Origin of the sequence: Nocardia coffeae (assembly GCF_019890715.1) — a bacterium.
GTDB classification, from domain to species: Bacteria; Actinomycetota; Actinomycetes; order Mycobacteriales; family Mycobacteriaceae; genus Nocardia; species Nocardia jiangxiensis.
The window spans coordinates 109865-129951 of record NZ_JAINZY010000009.1 but is presented as its reverse complement, the minus strand read 5'-3'; the positions used below and the strand labels follow the sequence as shown (position 1 = coordinate 129951).

The window sequence follows — 20087 nt, the reverse complement described above, 5'->3', positions numbered from 1 at the left end:
GGCAGGCGACCGGGCCGGGGGCGCAGTTCACCGGTCGCGGTGTCGCAAGCCGCGCGGAAGAGACGGAGAGGCGGTCCATGGCGCTGCACATCCACCGGGCCGAACGGGCGGACACCCTCGCCGGTGAGCTCGCGTCGGTGCTGACCCGGCCGCTCGAGGACCCGTTCGCAGCCGAGGTCGTCGCGGTCGGAGCCAAGGGTGTGGAGCGCTGGCTCACGCAGCGGCTGGCCGGGGTGCTGGGCGGTGACGCCGGTGACGGGGTCTGTGCGAATGTGCGTTTCACGTCCGTGGCGGGGTTGATCGCCGATGTGCTGGGCGCGGCGAGCGGTATCGCCGCCGACGCGGATCCGTGGGCGCCCGAGCGCATGGTGTGGTCGCTGCTGCGGGTGCTCGACGCCTCGGTCGGTGAGGTGTGGTGTGCGATTCCGGCGCGGCATCTCGGTGCGGACGATCCGTCCGGACGGTCGTATCGCGCGGGTCGGCGGTTCGCCACGGCCGCGGGCGTGGCGGCGCTGTTCGACGGTTATGCCACCCAGCGGCCGAGTGTGATCGCCGACTGGGTCGCGGGCGCGGACACCGACGGATTCGGCGCCGAGCTTCCGGCGGATCTGCGGTGGCAGCCGCAGCTGTGGCGGCGGCTGCGCGCGGGGATCGGCACGCCGAGTCCCGCGGAACGACTGTCGCAGGCGTGTACGCGATTGCGCGCGGAACCCGAAATCGTCGAGCTGCCGCAACGGATTTCGCTGTTCGGCCCGTCCCGGCTGAGCGTCGATCAGGTGAACGTGCTGTCCGCGCTGGCCGAACATCGCGACGTGCACGTGTGGCTGGTGCATCCGAGTCCGGCGATGTGGGCCACCCTGGACGCGGTCGATCCGGCGCCCGATGCCGCGCGCCGGTCGGCCGATTCGAGTGCGCTGGATGTCGCGCATCCGCTACTGGCTGCCCTGGGACGTGATGCGCGCGAGTTGCAGCAGCGGGTGCGCAGGATGGGCCCGGCGATCGATGTTCATCATCCGGGGGATGATGAAACAACTTCGAGCACAGTGCTTTCCAGGCTGCAGGCGGGGATCCGGGCGGATGTGTGGCCGCCGCTGCGGGATCCGATGCCCGGTGACGACACCGTGCGGGTGCACTCGTGTCACGGACCCGCCCGGCAGGTGGAGGTGCTGCGGGACGTCCTGCTGGGCCTGTTCGCCGAGGACCCGACCCTCGAAGCGCGCGACGTGATCGTGCTGTGCCCGGACGTGGAAAGTTTCGCACCGCTGGTGCGAGCGGCGTTCGGGCAGCCGCACGCCGATCATCGATCGGGCGAGACATCCACGGCCGCAAGCAATCCCGCGCACGACCTGCGCGTGCGGCTCGCCGACCGGACGGCCGGCACCGCCAATCCCGTGCTCGCGGTGCTGCTGGCGCTGTTCGATCTGGCCGACGGCCGGGTGACCGTCACGCAGGTACTGGATCTGGCTGCGGCCGAACCGGTCCGGATGCGGTGCGGATTCGACGACGACGATATCGAGCGGCTGCGGGAGTGGGCGGCCGAGACCGGTGCGCGCTGGGGGATCGGGCAGCGGCAGCGGCAGGCGTTCGGGCTCGGCGACTTCGCGCAGAACACGCTCAACGCCGCGGTGGACCGGATCCTGCTGGGCGTCGCGGCGGGCGAATCCTCGGAGGACTGGCTCGATCTCGCACTGCCGCTCGAGGACGTGGACTCCGGTGATGTGGATCTGGCCGGGCGGTTCGCCGAGTTCACCGACCGTCTCGCGGTCTGTGTGCGTGATCTGCGCGGGCCGACGCCGGTCGATCCGGCCGGAGGCGTGCGCCCGGCGCACGAGTGGGCGCAGGTGCTCGGCCGGGCACTGGATCTGCTGACCGAGGTGTCGTATGCGAACACCTGGCAAGGAGTGCAGGCGCGGCGTGAATTGAGCGCGGCCCTCGAACACGGCGGCGATATCGCATTGCGGCTGCCCGATATTGCCGCGCTGCTGCATTCGCGGCTGGCCGGACGCTCCGTGCGGACCAATTTCCGCACCGGAGAGCTGACCGTGTGCACGCTGGCGCCGATGCGCTCGGTGCCGCATCGCGTGGTGGTTCTGCTGGGCCTGGACGACGAGGTCTTCCCCCGGGCGGGCGGTATCGACGGAGACGACGTGCTGGCGCGCGATCCGCATGTGGGAGAACGTGATCCGCGCAGCGAGGATCGTCAGTTGCTGCTGGAAGCGATCATGGCGGCCGGGGAGCGGCTGGTGATACTGCACACCGGGGCCGATCCGGTCACCGGCGCGCATCGCCCGCCCGCGATCCCGCTGGCCGAGCTGCTCGACGTGCTGGCCGCGCAGCCGGGGCCTGGTCTCGATGCGGTGGTGACGCGACATCCCTTGCAGGCCTTCGACAGTCGCAATTTCGATCCGGTGCGTCCGTTCAGCTTCGACGCGATCGCCCTGGCCGGTGCGCAGGCCGCGGCCGGTGCGGTACATCCGCCGACGAGCTTCCTGTCCGCACCGCTGCCTGCCGCCGCACGGTCGGATGTGGAACTCGCGGAACTGATCTCGTTCGTCGAACATCCGGTCCGGGCATTCCTGTGGCAGCGCCTGGGCATCCGGGTGCCCGAGGAGGAAGAGGAGATCGACGAGCGGCTGCCGATCGAATTGGACGGCCTGACCAAATGGAATCTGGGCGAGCGCATGTTGGCCGCGCGTCTGCACGGCGCCGAGCCCGAGACGTTGCGCGCGGCCGAATGGCGACGCGGGACGCTGCCGCCGTTCGGGCTGGGCGCGGCGGTGCTCGACGAGGTCGAGAGCACCGTCGACCGGTTGGTTCGGGTGGCCCGGCCGATCCATGAACTGCCTTCTCGCAGTATCGATATCGCGGTCGATCTGGGCGAGGGCAGACTGCTGCGCGGCACGGTCGCCGATGTGCACGACGATGCGGTGGTGCGGACCACGTTCTCCCGCCTGGCCCCCAAACACCGGATCGCGGCCTGGGTGCGGGTACTGGCTCTGGCCGCGACCGAACGGCATCAGAGCTGGCAGGCGCTGACCATCGGCCGCGGCAAATTCGGCCGTCCCGCATGGCGTTCGGTGCTGGCCGCCCCCAATGGCGCTGTGGCACAGGATATTCTGCGCGAGCTGGTGGGGTTGCGTGATCTGGGCCTCGGTGAACCGCTGCCGATCGCTACGGCCGCCTCGTCGGTCTACGCCGAGCGTCGCTGTCAGGGCGCGAGCGTGGACGAAGCCCGCACGGCCGCGGATCAGGAATTCCTCGGCGGCCCGCACGGTCCCAAGCCCTTCGGGGAGCACACCGACCGCTATCTGCGCTACATCTGGGGCCCGGCCCCGCGCCTGGAACTACTGGAAACCGAACTGGCCGAACCGGATCCGGCGGGCGAATCCACCCGCTTCGGATCCCTCGCCCGCAGCCTGTGGGCCCCGCTGCTCGCCGCCGAAACCCAGGGACAGCCATGAGTGAGGAACTTTTCCCCGTCGAGGCTCCGGCCCATCGCCCCCGCCGCCGCCCCTCGAAGTCCCCGGCGTCCCGCCGCCCGGCCACCCCGGCCACCGCCGACCTGTTCGACATACCCGAGGCAGCCGAGTCCGCCGACCTCGTACATCCCGATGCCGAGCCTTCGACCGGCGAACGCGAATCACCAACGGCGGGAACCGAATCGACATCGAGTCGCGTCGCCGAGTCTTGGGAACGTGCCGAGGACGCGGCGGGGCCTGAAGCGATGTCGAGTGGTGCGGCCGAGTTGTCGGGGCGTGCCGAGGAGGTCGCCGGGCCTGACGCGACATCGAATGGCGTCGCCGAGTCTTGGGTGCGTGCCGAGGACGCAGCGGGGTCCGAACCGGAGTCGAGTGGTGCGGCCGAGTCGTGGGAGCGTGCCGAGGAGACGACCGGGCCTGAAGTGATATCGAAGGGTGCGGCCGAGTCTTGGGCACGTGCCGTGCAGGACGATCTGTCGTTGACGGGCGAAAGTTCGGATCCTGTTTCTGCTCAGGCGACGGACGACAGCGGACGCGCGACGGATCCGGCAGGGAGCCCGATCACCACTACACCGGCAGCGACGGCGAACTCCGGGCGCGGGTTCGAATTGTGTGGGGAGTTGCCGACCGGGACGACCGTGCTCGAGGCCAGCGCGGGGACCGGTAAGACGTATGCGATCGTCGGGCTGGCGGTGCGGTACGTGGCCGAGTGCGGGGTGGATATCTCCGAACTGCTGCTGGTGACTTTCAGCCGGGCGGCGACGCAGGAATTGCGGGAGCGCACGCGGGATCGGTTCGTCGCGGCAGCGGCGGCGCTGGCCGATCCGGAGACCGCGGTGCGCAGTGACGATGAGCTGATTCGTCATCTGGCACAGGCTGATTCGGCCGAGGTCCGGCTGCGGCGGTCCCGGCTGCTGGCCGCGTTGTCCGAGTTCGACGCGGGGACCATCGCGACCACGCACAGTTTCTGCCAGCGGATGCTGGACGAGTTGGGGTTGGCCGGTGAGCACGATCCGGAGGTGCGGCTGGTCGAGAACGTCGACGATCTGGTCGCCACGGTCACCGAGGATCTGTTCCTGGCCCGGTATGCGCGGGCGGTGCCGCCCTTCTCGCTGAAGGATGCGCACGCGCTGGCCGCCGCTGCGGTCCGGGATCGGCAGGCTCGGCTGGTACCCGAGGAGGAGTGCGGCGATGCGACGGCCTCGGAGCGGGTCGCGTTCGGTGCGGCGGTGCGCGCGGAAACCGAACGGCGCAAACGCCTCTCCGGTATTCGCGACTTCGACGATCTGCTCGTGCTGTTGCACGACGTCCTCGCCGATCCGGTGCACGGCGCGCGGGCGCGTGACCGCATCCGCGAACGGTTCCGCGTCGCGCTGGTGGACGAGTTCCAGGACACCGACCCCCTGCAGTGGGAGATCCTGCGCCGGTGTTTCCACGAGCACGGCACCCTGGTGCTGGTCGGTGATCCGAAACAAGCCATCTACGCGTTTCGCGGTGCGGAGGTGCTCAGCTATCTGGACGCGGTCGCGGTGGCGGATCGACGTCGCGAATTGAGTGTCAACCGACGCAGTGATGCCGGTCTGCTGGCCGCGCTGGATCATCTGATGGGTGGTGCGGCGCTGGGGCACAAGGAGATCGGGGTGCATCCGGTGGCGGCGGTGCGGCCGCATACCCGCCTGTCCGGCGACGGCGACCGGACTCCCTTGCGGCTGAGGTGGTTTCGGCGCACCGGCGCGGGACCGCTGAACAAGTCCGGATTTCCCGCGGTCGGCCGTCAGCGCTCGCGGGTCGCCGAGGATCTGGCCGCCGATATCGTACAGCAGCTGGACGCCGGCCTGCGGATCGGCGAGCGCCCCCTGGGCCCAGGCGATATCGCGGTCCTGGTACGCACCCGCTCACAGATCGATGTCGTGCGGGCCGCGCTCGACGAGGTGGGCGTGGCCTCGGTGCTGGCCGGTGGCGCGAGCGTTTTCGCCACCCGCAGCGCCACCGACTGGTTGTGGCTGCTGCGCGCTCTCGAACAACCACATCGCGCGGACCGGGTGCGCCTGGCCGCGGGGACGCCGCTGCTGGGCTGTTCGGCCGCGGAGATCGATTCGGGCGGTGCGGATCTCGTCGGCCGCGTCGGTCAGCAACTGCGGGAGTGCGCGCGACTGTTCGGCCGGGCCGGATTCGCGGCCGTCTTCGAGCGCTTGGCCGCCGAGACCCGTTTGGCCCCGAGGCTTCTCGCGGTGGCCGGTGGTGAACGGGAGCTGACCGATCTGCGGCATATCGCGCAGTTGATCGACCATGTGGCGCTGCGCGAATCGCTGGGCCCGAGCGCATTGACCCGCTGGCTGGGCGATCGGGTGCGCGATCCGGCCTCCGGTGCGGTCGCCGATCGCAGCCGACGGCTGGACCGCGACGCCGCGGCCGTGCAGATCGCCACCGTGCACGCCAGCAAGGGCCTGGAGTTTCCGCTGGTATATCTGCCGTTCGCCTGGGACAACGCGCGCAATCCGTATCCGGCGACGCTGATGTTCCACGACGAGCGGGGCGATCGGGTGCTCGATGTGGGCGGCCAGGAGGCCGTGGGTTACAACGACCGCAAGCGCCGCAGCGAAACCGAGGAGGCGGGGGAGGAACTTCGCCTGCTGTACGTGGCACTGACTCGCGCCCAGTGTCAGGTGGTGGCCTGGTGGGCGCCGACGTACGGCACTGCCGCCGCGCCGCTGCACCGGATGATGCTGGGGCGGATGCCGGGCAGTGCGGATGTTCCGGGCCGCGGCGAGGTTCCAGCGGACAATGTTGTGGGGGAACATCTTTCGCACTGGGCGCAGGGAGCGCCGGACGGTGTCATCGCGGTGCGGTCGGTCGAGCACGCCGCACCCGTGCGGCCACGCTGGGAACGTGACGAATCGACCATCGCCGAGCTGGTCGCGGCGCGGTTCGATCGCGTCCTCGACCAGGACTGGCGGCGTACATCCTACTCCGCGCTCACCGCGGGTGCGCACGACATGCACGTCGCGGCGTCCGAGGCCGATACGAGCGTCTCGGACGAGCCCTCGGAACCCTCCGCCGAACTGTCGGAGGAAGCCGAATTCGCTTCCGCCGCACAGTCTCTCATGAACGATCTGCCCTACGGCGCCGATTTCGGCACGCTGGTGCACGGTGTGCTCGAATACGTCGACACCGACGCCCCCGATCTGGCCGCGGAGGTCCGCACCCGCTGCGCGGACGCCATCGGCGAGCTGCTCGCAGACATCGACCCGGATGCCCTGGCCACTGCCCTGCTCGCGGTGCTGCACACGCCGATGGAAACCGGCAGCCTGGCCGAGGTCTCCGGCCGGGATCGGCTCAGCGAGCTGGATTTCGAACTGCCGTTGGCGGGCGGGGACACTCCGTGCCCGGAACGGGTGACGCTGCGCCGAATCGCCGATCTGCTGCGCGCGCACCTGCCCGCCGACGACCCCTTCGCCGGATACGCCGACCAGCTCGACACGCTCCCGGACACCCCGCTGCGCGGTTTCCTCACCGGCAGTATCGACGCCGTCCTGCGCACGCCCGGACCACGTTTCGTGGTGGTGGACTACAAGACCAACCGGCTGGGCACGGGCGATCTGACCGTGGCGCATTACACCCGCGAGCGGATGGCCGCGGAGATGATGCGTTCGCACTATCCGCTGCAGGCGATCCTGTATTCGGCCGCGCTGCACCGTTATCTGCGCTGGCGTCTGCCGGATTACGATCCGGCGCGGCATCTCGGCGGTATCCGATATCTGTTCGTACGCGGCATGATCGGGCCCGAAACACCGCCCGGCTGTGGGGTTTTCGACTGGGATCCGCCGCCCGCACTGGCCGGGGAACTGTCCGATCTGCTGGCAGGACGGTGGCGATGACCGCGATCCAGCTCGCGCAGCGGGCCACCGGATTGTTGCGCACCTTCAATGCCGCCGGTGTGCTCGCGGCCGCGGATGTGCATGTGGCGCTTCGGCTCGGGCGGCTCGGCGGCGAGGACGACGAGTCGGTTCTGCTGGCGACCGCGCTGGCGGTGCGCGCGGTGCGATCGGGCTCGGTCTGCCTCGAACTCGCCAGGATGCACGAAATCGGTGTGGACGGTGAGGGTTTCGACACCGACGCGGACTCCGCCGCCGAACCGATCGATCCGGCGTCGCTGCCCTGGCCCGAGCAGACGCGGGTTCTCGCGGCCCTGCGGAACAGTCCGTTGGTCCAGGGCAGTGCGGCCGGGCCGCTGCGCCCACTACGCCTGGTGGAGTCCGCCGGTGCGGGCCCGCTGCTGTATCTGGACCGGTACTACCGGCAGGAACAGACCATCCGCGAGGTGCTCACCGAACGCGCCGAGACCCATCCGATGATCGATCCGGAAACCATCCGACGGCAGCTGGACCGCCTGTTTCCCGACAGCAGCGCGCCCGGGGATCCGCCGGACCGCCAGCGGGTGGCCGCCGCGCTGGCCGCGACCCAGTGGACGACCGTCGTGGCGGGCGGCCCGGGAACCGGCAAGACGCACACCATCGCGCGGATCCTGGCCCTGCTGGTGGCCCATCAGCGATCGATGCCGGATGCATCCGAACTGCGCATCGCCTTGGCCGCGCCGACCGGGAAAGCGGCCGCGCGCCTACAGGAATCGGTGCGCGAGCAGGCGAGTGAACTGGATCTGCCCGAGCTCACCGCCGCGACCCTGCACCGTCTGCTCGGCTGGCAGCGCGGCGGTGCGACCCGCTTCCGGCACAACGAATTCAACCGACTCCCGTACGACGTCATCGTGGTCGACGAAACCTCGATGGTGTCCCTGACCATGACCAGCCGCCTGCTGCCCGCGGTGCGCCGGGACGCTCGCCTGGTACTGGTGGGCGATCCGGATCAGCTGGCCTCGGTGGACGCGGGTGCGGTTCTCGCGGACCTGGTGGCCGGACCCGTTGCGGGACCGCCGAATCCGGTGCTGGAACAGGTGCTGGACGACGACCTCGGGGAGTCGGGAGCCGCCGAGGCGCTGAGCCCTCGGGAGCGGGATCGACTGCGCGGCGGCATTATTCGCCTGACCCGCGGTCGCCGGTTCGGCGGCCGGATCGCCGAACTCGCTGTCGCGGTGCGCGCGGGCGATGCCGATACCGCCCTGGACCTGCTCGCCGACGGCGGCACGGAGCTCTCGCTGTGCGAACCCGAGGAGTTCGCCGCCGTTCGCGACGACGTGATTCTGGCCGCCCGCGAGTGCACCGCCGCGGCCGAGAACGGCGATGCCGCAGCCGCACTCACCGCCATGGAATCGCATCGTCTGCTGTGCGCGCACCGACAGGGCCGATACGGCGTGGAGCGCTGGGACCGCATGGCCGCGGGCTGGGTCGCCGCGTCCGGAATCGGCGCGGAACCCGGTGCCGGACACTGGTATCCGGGACAGCCGCTACTGGTCACCGCCAATGATCACGAGGCTCGCATCTACAACGGCGACACCGGTGTGATCGTGCGCGGCCCCGACGGCGGACTGCGTGCGGCGCTACAGCGCGGCAGCGAACCCTATCTGGTGCACCCGACCCAATTCCCCGGCGTCACAACGGTATACGCGATGACCATCCATCGCAGCCAGGGCAGCCAGTACGGCACGGTGTCCATCGTGCTGCCCGGCCCCGAATCCACCCTGCTCACCCGCGAACTCCTCTACACCGCGATCACTCGCGCTCGCCACCACGTCCGCATCATCGGCGCCGAGGACGCCATCCGCGCCGGAATCGGCCGACGTGTATTGCGCGCCAGCGGATTACGCGGCTGAATTTGTTTCGCTGTCGCCACTTCGACATCTCGGTCTCAACTCGCTCGCCACAGTGTCGAGCGCCCGCTCGATGTAAAGGCATCCGGTGCACTGCTCGCCCGCGTGCGTCTGCGCCGTTCGATCATCGGCGTGGCTCGGTGTTCGCGATCGAGCCGCGCTCACTCAGGCGGGCTCGTCGAAGATTCCTGGAATCGCAAGTGCACGTTCGACATCGGCGCGGCTACCGAGGGCGACCAGCACGCTGCGGATCATGGTCAGCCGAGCGGCGGTGACCTGCGCGGGATCGGGTTCACTGCCCGGGTTCGCGGCCGAGGAGACGCGGTAGACCACGTATTCGCAGGTCTGTAGCGCGGTGTCGAGGTCGAGCGGGCTGGGCAGGGGGCGGCCGAGTTCGGTGAATTTGGTGCGGACCAGGGCGCGGATATCGTCGAATGCCTCTTCGCGGTAGGCCGAAACCGGTGAGGCCGGGTCGTGCAGTTCGGCGAAGACCGGGCGCAGCATCGGGCCGTGCCCGCGTGCCCATTCCAGATAGGCGTCGATGATCGCGATGCCCAGCTGCACCGGTTCGGACGAACGTTCCAGGGCCGTCCGGATCCCGCCGACCAAGCCCTCGTTGGACAGCGTGAGCAGCGAGTGCAGCGGCTGCTCGGCATTGCCGAAGTAGCGGTAGAACGTCGGCCGGGAGATGCCGGCCTGCTCGATGATGCGGGCGACGTTGAGCCCGCGCGAGCCGTGCTCGGTGAAGACCGCGGCGGTGGCCAGCTCGATCCGGGCGCGCACCTCGTCGGCCTGCTCGGGGGTCTGCGGCGGCCGACCGCGTCTGGCGCCGTTGTGAGGCGGGACCACCACACCGCTGGACATCTGGTGAAACCTCCTCGTTCGATGGCGTTCGCTTGACAGCATACGGTCCGCTCTTATTAATCTAACACCAGTGTTCATGTAACATGAGTGTTCAATTAATAGTCCTACCTGCTGACCGAGAGGGCCGACAATGACGACCGCCCCGCAGACCGCGCCCGCGGATGTACTCCCGTCCGAGCTGGTGCAGCGTCTGCTGACGCTGGCCACGGCCGGTGCGGCCCCCTCGGTCGAGGTGTTCGCGCCCGCGACCGGCGCCAAGATCGCCGACCTGCCGCAGTCCGATACCGCCGATATCGAGCACGCCTTCGCCACCGCCCGGCGCGCCCAGCGCGAATGGGCGAAGGTGCCGGTGCGGGAGCGGGTCGCGGTGCTGCGGCGATTCCACGATCTGGTGCTCGCCGAACAGGACGTCATCCTCGACATCGTGCAGACCGAGACCGGCAAATCGCGCGTGCACGCGTTCGACGAGGTGGGCGACGTCGCGGTCAACGCCCGCTACTACGCGGCGCAGGCGCAGCGACTGCTGGCCCCGCGCAGCGCACGCGGCGTGCTGCCGGTGCTCACCCGGGTCGAGGTGCGGCATCGGCCCAAGGGTGTGGTCGCGGTGATCTCGCCGTGGAATTACCCACTGGCCCTTGCGGTTTCCGATGCGCTGCCCGCACTGGCGGCCGGTAATGCGGTGCTCGCGCGCCCGGACAATCAGACCGCGCTCACCGCACTGTGGGCGATCGACGCCGCCGAACGCGCGGGCCTGCCCAAGGGCCTGTGGCAGGCGGTGCTGGGCCGCGGCTCGGTGATCGGCGGCGAGATCATCGCCCGCGCAGACTATGTCGACTACACCGGATCCAGCCGGACCGGCCGCACCATCGCCCGCCAGGCCGGCGAGCGGCTGATCGGCTGCTCACTCGAATTGGGCGGCAAGAACCCGATGCTGGTGCTGGCGGACGCCGACGTGTCCGCGGCGGCGAAGATCGCCGTGCGGGCCTGCTTCGCCTCGGCCGGGCAGCTGTGTGAATCGATCGAGCGAATCTACGTGCACGACAGCGTGTACGAGCGCTTCGTCACCGAATTCGCCCAGCACACGCGGGAACTGGCGCTCGGCTCGGCGCGGGACTACTCGTACGAGATCGGATCGCTCACCTTCCAGCGCCAGATCGACACCGTCACAGCGCATGTCGAGGACGCGGTGGCCAAGGGTGCGACGGTGCTCGCAGGCGGGCGCGCGCGCCCGGATCTGGGCCCCTATTTCTACGAGCCGACGATCCTGGCCGACGTGCGCGACGGGATGACCGTGTACCGGGAGGAGACCTTCGGTCCGGTGGTCTCGGTATACCGGGTCGCCAGTGACGAGGAAGCCGTCGAGCAGGCCAACGACTCCGCCTACGGCCTCAATGCCAGTGTGTGGAGCCGTGATACGGGCCGGGCGCGGCAGATCGCGGCCCGGGTCGAGGCCGGATCGGTCAACGTCAACGAGGGATTCATCGCCGCGTGGGGGAGTGTCGCCGCGCCCTCGGGCGGACTGGGCATCTCCGGCGGCGGTCGCCGGCACGGACCCGAGGGCCTGCGCAAATACATCGACACCCAGACCATCGCGGTGCAGCGCGCACTGCCGATCGCGCCCCTGCCCGGCATGTCCGAGGCGATGTGGGCCAAGGCCATGACGCTGTACTTCGGCGTCATGAAGGCCTTGCGGCAGCAGTGATCTCGCAATCGGCGGCAGAGGTGCGGACTACAGGAGTGGAAATGGATTCGGTAGCGGGTAAGAAGGTCCTTATCACCGGCGCGGCCATGGGGCTGGGCAAATCCTTCGCCGAGCAGGCGATGCGCGAGAAGGCCGCGGACGTGGTGCTCTGGGACGTCAACGAGGCCGCGCTGAAGGAGACGGCCGTCGAACTGGCGACGTCAGGGCCGGGCAAGGTCCATCATCGGGTCGTCGACGTCTCCGACCGCGAGGCCATCGCCGAGGCGGGCGCGGCGGTCCGTGACGAGGTCGGCGACATCGACGTGCTGATCAACAACGCGGGCATCGTGCGCGGCAACGGGTACTTCTGGGAGACCTCGAACCGCGCGGACATCGCGCAGACCGTGGCGATCAATTCCCTTGCGCCGATGTACATCACGCTGGAATTCCTGCCCGCCATGGTGTCCCGCGGCACCCCGGCGCGGGTGCTGAACATCGCGTCCTCCGCGGCGCTGGTGGCCAATCCCCGCATGAGCGTGTACGCCGGTTCCAAATGGGCGGCGCTGGGCTGGTCGGATTCGGTGCGGCTCGAACTCGAGCAGTCCGGGAACGACCACGTCAAGGTCACCACCTTCTGTCCGACCTATATCAACACCGGAATGTTCGCGGGCGCGAAGGGCTTCATGTTCACCCCGATCATCGAGCAGGACCATGCGGTGGACACCGCGTGGACGCAGATGAAGAAGGGCGCCGCGCTGGTCGTCATGCCGTGGACCTCGCGGTTCAACCGGGCGATCTCCGGGCTGTTGCCGCTCAAGGTGCGGGATCAGTATCTGGACTTCGTCGGCGTCTATCACTCGATGGAGGAATTCACCGGCCGCAAGAGCTGAATCGCGAAGCGGAACCGTCCACGATCCGAACAGTAGCCGAAGCGTTGCGGCGGACCGAGATATGGGGAGGCCCGGTCCGTCCCACCTGTGACATACTCGGGCCGGGCGGGTGCTGAGCTGCCCGAGGGAGGACGGAGGCGACGCATGGGCCTGATGGACAAGATCCGCAACGAGTTCATCGACATCATCGAGTGGCTCGATGATACGAATACGACGTTGGCGTGGCGTTTTCCGCGCTACGACAACGAGATCAAGAACGGCGCGCAGCTGATCGTTCGCGAGGGACAGCACGCGCTGTTCGTGTACCGCGGTCAGCTCGCCGATCAGTATCAGCCCGGTCACTACCAGCTGACCAGCGAGAACATGCCGATCATGTCCACGCTGCAGGGCTGGAAGTACGGGTTCAACAGCCCGTTCCGCTCCGAGGTGTACTACATCAACACCCGGCCGGTGACCGATCTTCGTTGGGGCACACCGCAACCGGTGACCGTGCGCGACCCGGACTTCAAGATGGTGCAGGTGCGGGCCAACGGCGCCACCATCGTCCGGGTCACCGATCCCGCGGCGTTCCTGCGCCAGGTGATCGGCACCGAGAGCGTCGTGGACATGGAGCAGATCACCGAGATGATCCGGCGCAATATCGCGCTGGCGTTCTCGGACATGGTGATGGCCAGCGGCCTGGGCGCCATCGATCTGCAGGGCCGTCAGGTCGAATTGTCCGACAAGTTGCGCGAATTCGTCGCCCAGCGGGTGCAGTCGTTCGGCCTCGGCGTGGATCAGGTCACCCTGTCGATCTCGTTGCCGGAGGAGATCCAGCAGGCCATGACGCGTGGTGTCGCGCGTGGTGTGGAGGCCAGTGGATTCCTCAACAACGTCGGCGATTTGAACCGCTATCAGCAGGCCCAGACCGCCGATGCGATGTTGGCCGCGGCGCAGAACGAGGGCGGCGGTCCGATGGGTGCGGCGATCCAGGCCGGACTCGGCGTCGCGCTCGGTGGCCAGATCGCCGGGAACCAGGGCGGTTACCAGCAGCAGGGCTACCCGCAGCAGGGCGGCTATCCGCAGCAGGGCGGCGGTTACCCGCAGCCTCAGCCCGGTTACCCGCCGCAGCCCGGTGGGGGCCAGCCCACCCCGCCGCCTCCGCCGCTGCCCTCGCAGCAGCAGTTCCACATCGATCTCAACGGCCAGGCCGCCGGTCCCTATCCGGCTGAGCAGCTGCGTCAGTTCGTCGCCAGCGGCCAGCTCACGCCGAAGACGAACGTGTGGTCCAACGGTATGTCGGGTTGGGCTGCAGCCGAGACGGTCCCGGCATTGCAGGGCCTGTTCAACAGTCCGCCGCCGCTGCCGAACACCCCGCCGCCTCCGCCGCCCGCGCAGTAGTCCGGACCGGTCGTTGCCTGTCAGTACGGTCCCGGGGGAACCATGAACAACCCACAGCAACCAGATCGCGCACCGCAGACCCCGCCGCCACCACCGGGCGGCGGGGGTCCGCCGCAGCAGGGCCCGTCGGGTGCGCCCGGCGAGGTATACCCGGCGTCCGCGCCGACGCGCAATTACGGTGGCGGACAACCGGTTCGGCCGGGGGAGAACCCGCCTCCACCGCCGGGCCTCCCGCCCTCCGGCGGCCCGCGACCGGGTGGCCCGCAGCCGCTGGGAAACGAGCCGCCGCCGTTGCCCGGTTCGGCCGGGCCGGTGCCGCCGTTGCCGGGGCGACCGAATGCTCCCGTGCCGCCACGTGACACTGGCGGTGCTGCGCCGTGGGGTTCGCAGTCCCCGGCGAATTTCTCCGTATCGGGTTCCGCGCCGGTACCCGCCGGCCCCCCGCCCTTGCCCGGCCAGCCGAATCCTGTTGCGCCACAAGCGTTCGGCGGCCCGCATCCACCCTCCGGCGGTCCGCTCCCCGGCGGACAGCGTTCCCCCGGTGGTCCACCATCGCCGCCCGGTGGGCCGAATCCCGGTGCACCGCAACCGCCCGCCGGTCCGCCGCCGTTGCCTGGTGGATCGAATCCTGGTGCGCGGCAGTCGCCTGGTGGGCCACGTCCACAACCTGGCGGTTCAAACTCTGGTGGTTCGCAGTCGGCGGGTGGTCCGCCGCCGTTGCCGGGTGGTCCGAATCCTGGTGCGCCGCAATTCCCCGGTGGTCCGCAGCCCGGTGGAGGGTATGGCGGGCCTCCGCCGATGGGTCCGCCGCAACGGCCGATGGGGCCGCCGCCGGTGGCTGCGGCTGTGGCGGTCAATTTCGTTCCGTCGGGCGGCGTCGAAGGACAGCAGTCCGGTGCGCCTGCGAAACAGCCTCCGCCGCAACCGGATCGGGCGATGCTGCATGTCACCGAGCACACCCGGACCTATCCGTGTTCGGCCTGTGGCGGGCAGCTGCAATTCGATATCGCCAGCCAGAAGTTGCGGTGCCCGAACTGTGGCAACTACTCCGAGATCGAGGCGCCGCGGGCGCCCGTCGCGGCGCGCGACCTGCGCGAGGCGATGGGGGAGCTGCGGGCGTTGCAGGCCACCACCGCGGGGCCGGAGGTCACCGGGAATCACGAGATCAAATGCCAGAACTGTGGCGGCACAACGTCGTTCGTCGGCAGCCTGACCGCGACCAGATGCCCCTACTGTGCCACGCCGATCCAGCGCGACGATGTGCACAATGCGCCCGCGCGGCTGCCGGTCGACGGCGTGGTGCCCTTCCGCGTCGATGAGAAGAACGCGCGCGTCCTGGTCGAGAAGTGGGTCTCCGGACGGTGGTTCGCGCCCAGTGAGTTCAAGAAATACAAGCGGATGGGCTCGTTCGCGAGCGTCTATCACGCGTACTTCACCTACAACGCCGACACCTACACCTGGTATCAGGGCGAGCAGGGCATCGAGTACACCGAGACCTACCGGGACAGCGACGGCGATCTGCAGACGGTGACCCGGGTGCGGTGGTATCCGGTGCAGGGCGAGGTCGCCAATCAGTTCGTGGATGTCCCGGTGCTGGCCAACGAGCACGCCGACCGCGGCCGGATCAAGACGCTCGAGCCGTGGCCGATCGAGGACGCGACGACCTACTCACCCGAATACGTGGCCGGTCATCTCGCCCGCACCTACGACCGCGACGCCGAGGAGTCCCTGCCCGAGGCGCGTTCGGAGATGGAAAGCGAGATCGAGCACACGGTTCGCCGCGATATCGGCGGCGACCAGCAGCGCATCCATTCGTTGAACTCGACCTGGAACTCGCTGGCGTACAAGCATGTCCTGCTGCCGATCTGGTTGTTGACGGTGATCTACATGGATCGGCCGTTCAACGTCTACATCAACGGGCTGACCGGTGAGGTGTCCGGTGAGCGGCCGTGGAGCAAGATCAAGATCGCCATCGCCGCCACGCTGGCGATAATCGTGGTCATCGCGATCGTCGTGCTGTACATGAAGTTCGGGCACCATTCGACCGGGCACGGGCACACCACCACCGTGCACCATTCGACCCATCGGAGGTGAGCGGTGGTACTTCTGCTGATTCTGCTGGCGCTGTTGGTGCTGGTGGGCGGTGTGGCGGCGATCGTGATGACGATCGCCCGCCACCAGAAGCAGTCGATCGCGTACGACAACCAGATCGTGCCGGGCATGCCCTCGAACGCGCCGTCGTCGTGGGCGGGTTCGCACGACCCCGAGGCGCGCCTGCACCGCCGTTTGCGGGACGCGATCCGCGCTCTGCACGGCGTCAACGCCTACGACACTGCCTCGAGCGTGAATCTGCGTGCGGGACTGGAACAGTCGGCCTTGGCGGTGGACAACCACCTGATCGCCATCGCCACCCTGCCGCAGTCCCATCGTGATCAGGCGCTGCCGGATGCCACCGCCGCCGTGGAGGCCGTCGAAGCCGGTGTGGCCCAATATGTCTCGGCCACGACCAAGCCTGACCCGGTGGCGCTCGAAGCCGGTCTGCAGGGCGTGCAGACCAGTATCGACGCGATCACCCAGAACCTCGGCGCATTGGGGCCGGGCGGATCCACCGGTGGATACCCGGTCCAGTTCGGCATCCAGTCACCCCAGGCGATGCCCCAGCAGTCCGGCGCGGCATTTCCCACACCGCCTGCGAGCGGCTCGTATCCGCAACCGCAGACCGGCGGCGGATACCCTCAGCCCGGCACCCCGTCCCCGGGTGGATACCCGTCGCAGCCGGGTACGCAGCCACCGGCCGGATATACACCTCAGCCGGGTGCGCAGTCGCCGGGTGGATATGCGCCGCAGTCGGGTGCGCAGTCGCCGGGTGGATATGCGCCGCAGTCGGGTGCGCAGTCGCCGGGTGGATATGCGCCGCAGTTGGGTGCGCAGTCGCCGGGCGGAAACTCGCCCCAGCCGGGTGCGCAGCTGCCGGGTGGATACTCGCCCCAGGCGGGCACCGAGCTGCCGGGCGGGTACTCGCAGCCGCCGGGCGGAACGCATTCGCAAGCCCCGTCGCCCCAGCAACAGCCGGGCGGAGCAAACCCGGAAGCCTCGGCGCCTCAACAACAATCCGGCACATCGAACCCGCCTGACACAGGGACGGACCCCGCGGATCCCACGGTCATCCGGCGTCAACCCTGAACCGCCCGCTGCGGTTGCCGCCTCGATGACGTGGTTTCGCCGGAGAGTTCGCGCTATCCGGTGATCGGGCGGGTCCCGATGACGACGGTCGCGTACAGCTCCTCGGATTCGGCGACCGTCGGTGTGAGTCCGTGGTGCGCAAGGATTTCCGTGGCGAGGGCGGATTGTTCGCTGCTGGTCTCGACCAGGAGGCGCCCGCCGGGTGCGAGCCAGTGCAGTGCCGCTGCGGCGACGCGGCGGAAGACGGTGAGTCCGTCCGGACCGCCGTCGAGTGCGGTGCGCGGTTCGTGATCGCGCGCCTCGGGCGGCATGTCGGCGATGGCGGCGGTCGGGACGTACGGGGTGTTGGCGAGCAGCAGGTGTACGCGTCCGGCCAGGTCCGGGGGCAGGGGAGTGAACAGGTCGCCCTGGTACACCGATGCGTTCAGCGGCGCGAGGTTGCGCCGGGCGCAGGTCACGGCGGCGGGTTCCAGATCGCTGGCGGTGAGTTCGACGCGGACTCCGGTGGCGGACAACTCGGTCGCGACCGCGAGGCCGAGCGCACCGCATCCGCAGCACATGTCCAGGATGACGCACGGGTCGTGCGGGTCTGCGGCGGCGAGCTCGACCAGGAATCCGGTGCGTTGTCGCGGTACGAACACTCCGGGAGCCACCGCGACCCGCAGTCCGCGAAATTCCGTCCAGCCCAACAGATGTTCGAGCGGTACACCGGAAACACGTTGCACAACAAGATCTTTCAGATCCGACTCGGAGGCCGCCGCCTCGGCCAGCAGCGCGGCCTCCTCCTCGGCGAACACACACCCCGCCGCGCGCAGCGTGGTGACCAGCGAATCGATGTCGGACACGATCATCGATTCATTGTGGCCGAGAACCGCGGGTTAACCCGAATTCGGTAGGAAGGTGTGGGTGGCGTCGAGATAGATGCCCCGCTGGGCGGCCTTGGACGGGGGCGCCAGCTGGGAGATGATCTCGTTGGGCGAGGTCATCGCACCCACCACCCGGGTTCCGGCGACGATGAAATCGGTCACCGCGCGGCGGACGTGATTCGGAGAGGTGATCACGACCGCGCTGCCGATGCCGCGATCCCGCATGATCCGCGTGCTGAACAGCGCGTTCTGCACCGTGGAACCCGATCGGTCCTCGACCAGGACCCGGGAGGCCGGAATGCCGTGCCCGATCAGCCAGCCCGCCATGGCGGCGGCCTCGGGCACCCCGTTCTGCGGTGCGCCGCCGGTGACGACGATCGGCGAATTGGGTGCGGCGACCGCCTGTAGCCAGGCCGCTTGCAGCCGGTTGACGAGTTCCGGGCGCATCGCCCCGTTCGGTAGCAGACCGTAGCCGAGCACGACCAGCGCGGTCTGCGGACCGATCATGGAGGGGAGCGGATTGGGCAGGGTGCCCACGCCCGCGCCGATCGCCCCGAGCACACCGCGTGCGCCCGCGGCCATGCCGGGATCGACCGTGTTGAGCTTGTTGAAGGCCGTCTCCCGGGTGATCAGATCACCCGCGTAATCGGCCCAGATGGCCTGTAAGGCGAGTGCTTGCGGGTTGGCGGGCGCGGCGGCGACCATCCGCTCGAGGTCCCGTATCCCGGCCGCGTTGTGGCCGCTGACGAAGGCGGCCTGTGCCGAACGGTAGAGGGGAGTGGGTGGGTTGTCGGCGGCCGCGACGCCGGAGATGGATCCGGTCGTGACGAGGAAGGCCGAGGCGGCTGCGAGGAGGTAGGTGACACGTCGGGCGATCTTCACTGCTATCGATACCTTTCCGACCGAACGGATCTGCTGTGTTGCTGGCAATTGGCTCGGAGACAGCCGCCACCACGATACGGTTCGAAAAGGGGTCGGACGAGGATTGGATGTTGTGAATTTTCCAGAATCTGTTCGGTAGCGAAGGAGTAGCGGATAGTGCGCGCCGCGCGTCGGGGCCGGTGGCGGGCCGATTAAGGTGTCAGGGGTGGACACCATTTCGCTGATCGGCAAGGAACTCGCCGCCGCCCTCAACTCCGATACCGCCGAGCGCGCGGCCGCACTCACCGAGCGGGGCGCCGCGCCGCGGCTGGTGCTGGTGGTGGCCAATGACGATCCGGCCAGCGGCTGGTATGTGAAATCGCTGCAGCGCGCCGCCGGACGTCTCGGAATCGATTGCGACACGGTCGATCTGGGAGCCGCCGCGACCGCCGATGCGATCCGCTCGCAGTTGCGGAGCCTGTGCGCGGACATCGCGGTCGACGCGGTCATGCTGCAGACGCCGCTGCCGGACGGAGTCGCGTTGCAGGACGTCAGCTCGGCGATCGCCGCGGCGAAGGACGTCGACGGGGTCAGCCCGCATTCACTGGGCCTGCTGGCGACCGGCCTGCCGGGCTTCCCGCCCGCGACCTCCGAGGCCGTCGTCGAATTGGCCAAGCATCACGAGATTCCGCTGGCCGGAAAGCATGTCGCGGTCGTGGGTCGCTCGAACGTGGTCGGCAAGCCGCTCGCGCAGCTGCTGCTCGCCGAGGACGCCACCGTGACGGTGTGCCACTCCCGCACCACCGATCTGCCCGCGGTCACCGCGGCCGCCGACATCGTGGTCGCCGCCGCCGGCCGCGCGGGCCTGATCACCGGCGACCATGTGCGCGAGGGCGCGGTGGTCATCGATGTCGGCACGAACGAGGGACCGGACGGCAAGATCGTCGGCGATGTGGACGCGGCGTCGGTGCGGGGTAAGGCGGGTGCGTTGAGCCCGGTTCCGGGTGGTGTCGGCCCGGTCACCACCGCTCTGCTGATGCGTCACGTCGTCCGGGCGGCCGAGGCGAGCCGGGCCTAGGGTGTGGCGGCGAGCCGCGCCCGAAACACGCGGCTCGCCAC

General features: G+C 69.2%; 12 protein-coding genes. 9 read left to right on the top strand and 3 right to left on the bottom strand.

The features are described 5' to 3' along the window. The first annotated feature begins 77 nt into the window (after nucleotides 1-77). The 3 genes from recC to recD are packed head-to-tail and all read left to right on the top strand — an operon-like array spanning nucleotide 78 to nucleotide 9246. Complete coding sequence (gene recC, locus K7711_RS28970) at nucleotides 78-3461, top strand: exodeoxyribonuclease V subunit gamma (RefSeq protein WP_222972639.1); 3384 nt, start codon at nucleotides 78-80, stop codon at nucleotides 3459-3461. Next, nucleotides 3458-7357: a UvrD-helicase domain-containing protein gene (locus tag K7711_RS28965; RefSeq protein WP_235747960.1), complete on the top strand. Its 3900-nt coding sequence runs from the start codon at nucleotides 3458-3460 to the stop codon at nucleotides 7355-7357. The genes recC and K7711_RS28965 overlap by 4 nt, the downstream gene beginning before the upstream one ends. Continuing rightward, nucleotides 7354-9246 (top strand): exodeoxyribonuclease V subunit alpha, encoded by a 1893-nt coding sequence (gene recD, locus K7711_RS28960; RefSeq protein WP_222972638.1) that lies wholly within the window; start codon nucleotides 7354-7356, stop codon nucleotides 9244-9246. The genes K7711_RS28965 and recD overlap by 4 nt, the downstream gene beginning before the upstream one ends. Nucleotides 9247-9408: 162 nt before the next feature. On the opposite strand, the gene K7711_RS28955 is transcribed toward recD, so the two are convergent. Continuing rightward, entirely contained in the window at nucleotides 9409-10107 is a 699-nt protein-coding gene (locus tag K7711_RS28955; protein ID WP_222972637.1) for a TetR/AcrR family transcriptional regulator, read from the bottom strand. A 130-nt stretch (nucleotides 10108-10237) separates the two neighbouring features. Between K7711_RS28955 and K7711_RS28950 the strand changes: the two genes are divergently transcribed. From K7711_RS28950 to K7711_RS28930, 5 genes are all read left to right on the top strand, one after another. Next, nucleotides 10238-11809 carry a succinic semialdehyde dehydrogenase gene (locus K7711_RS28950; protein ID WP_222972636.1) on the top strand — a complete coding sequence of 524 codons (1572 nt, stop codon included), beginning with the start codon at nucleotides 10238-10240 and terminating at the stop codon, nucleotides 11807-11809. A gap of 41 nt (nucleotides 11810-11850) precedes the next feature. Then, nucleotides 11851-12678, top strand: a complete 828-nt coding sequence (locus K7711_RS28945; RefSeq protein ID WP_222972635.1) for an SDR family NAD(P)-dependent oxidoreductase — start codon at nucleotides 11851-11853, stop codon at nucleotides 12676-12678. A 144-nt stretch (nucleotides 12679-12822) separates the two neighbouring features. Next, nucleotides 12823-14058, top strand: coding sequence for an SPFH domain-containing protein (locus K7711_RS28940; RefSeq protein ID WP_222972634.1), 1236 nt, complete (start codon nucleotides 12823-12825; stop codon nucleotides 14056-14058). 834 nt (nucleotides 14059-14892) lie between these two features. Next, nucleotides 14893-16152, top strand: a complete 1260-nt coding sequence (locus K7711_RS28935; protein ID WP_222972633.1) for a TFIIB-type zinc ribbon-containing protein — start codon at nucleotides 14893-14895, stop codon at nucleotides 16150-16152. Between the two features lie 3 nt (nucleotides 16153-16155). Further along, entirely contained in the window at nucleotides 16156-17241 is a 1086-nt protein-coding gene (locus K7711_RS28930) for a hypothetical protein (protein WP_222972632.1), read from the top strand. Nucleotides 17242-17294: 53 nt separating this feature from the next. Here the strand turns inward: K7711_RS28930 and K7711_RS28925 are convergent, their stop codons facing one another. Further along, the gene (locus K7711_RS28925; protein WP_222972631.1) at nucleotides 17295-18092 is read right to left on the bottom strand and encodes a putative protein N(5)-glutamine methyltransferase; all 798 of its coding nucleotides are present in this window, start codon (nucleotides 18090-18092) and stop codon (nucleotides 17295-17297) included. 27 nt (nucleotides 18093-18119) lie between these two features. Then, nucleotides 18120-18989 (bottom strand): ElyC/SanA/YdcF family protein, encoded by an 870-nt coding sequence (locus K7711_RS28920; RefSeq protein ID WP_308014995.1) that lies wholly within the window; start codon nucleotides 18987-18989, stop codon nucleotides 18120-18122. Nucleotides 18990-19194: 205 nt separating this feature from the next. Here K7711_RS28920 and K7711_RS28915 point away from each other — a divergent pair, with 205 nt between their 5' ends. After that, nucleotides 19195-20046, top strand: coding sequence for a bifunctional 5,10-methylenetetrahydrofolate dehydrogenase/5,10-methenyltetrahydrofolate cyclohydrolase (locus K7711_RS28915; RefSeq protein WP_222972629.1), 852 nt, complete (start codon nucleotides 19195-19197; stop codon nucleotides 20044-20046). The last annotated feature ends 41 nt before the right edge of the window (nucleotides 20047-20087 follow it).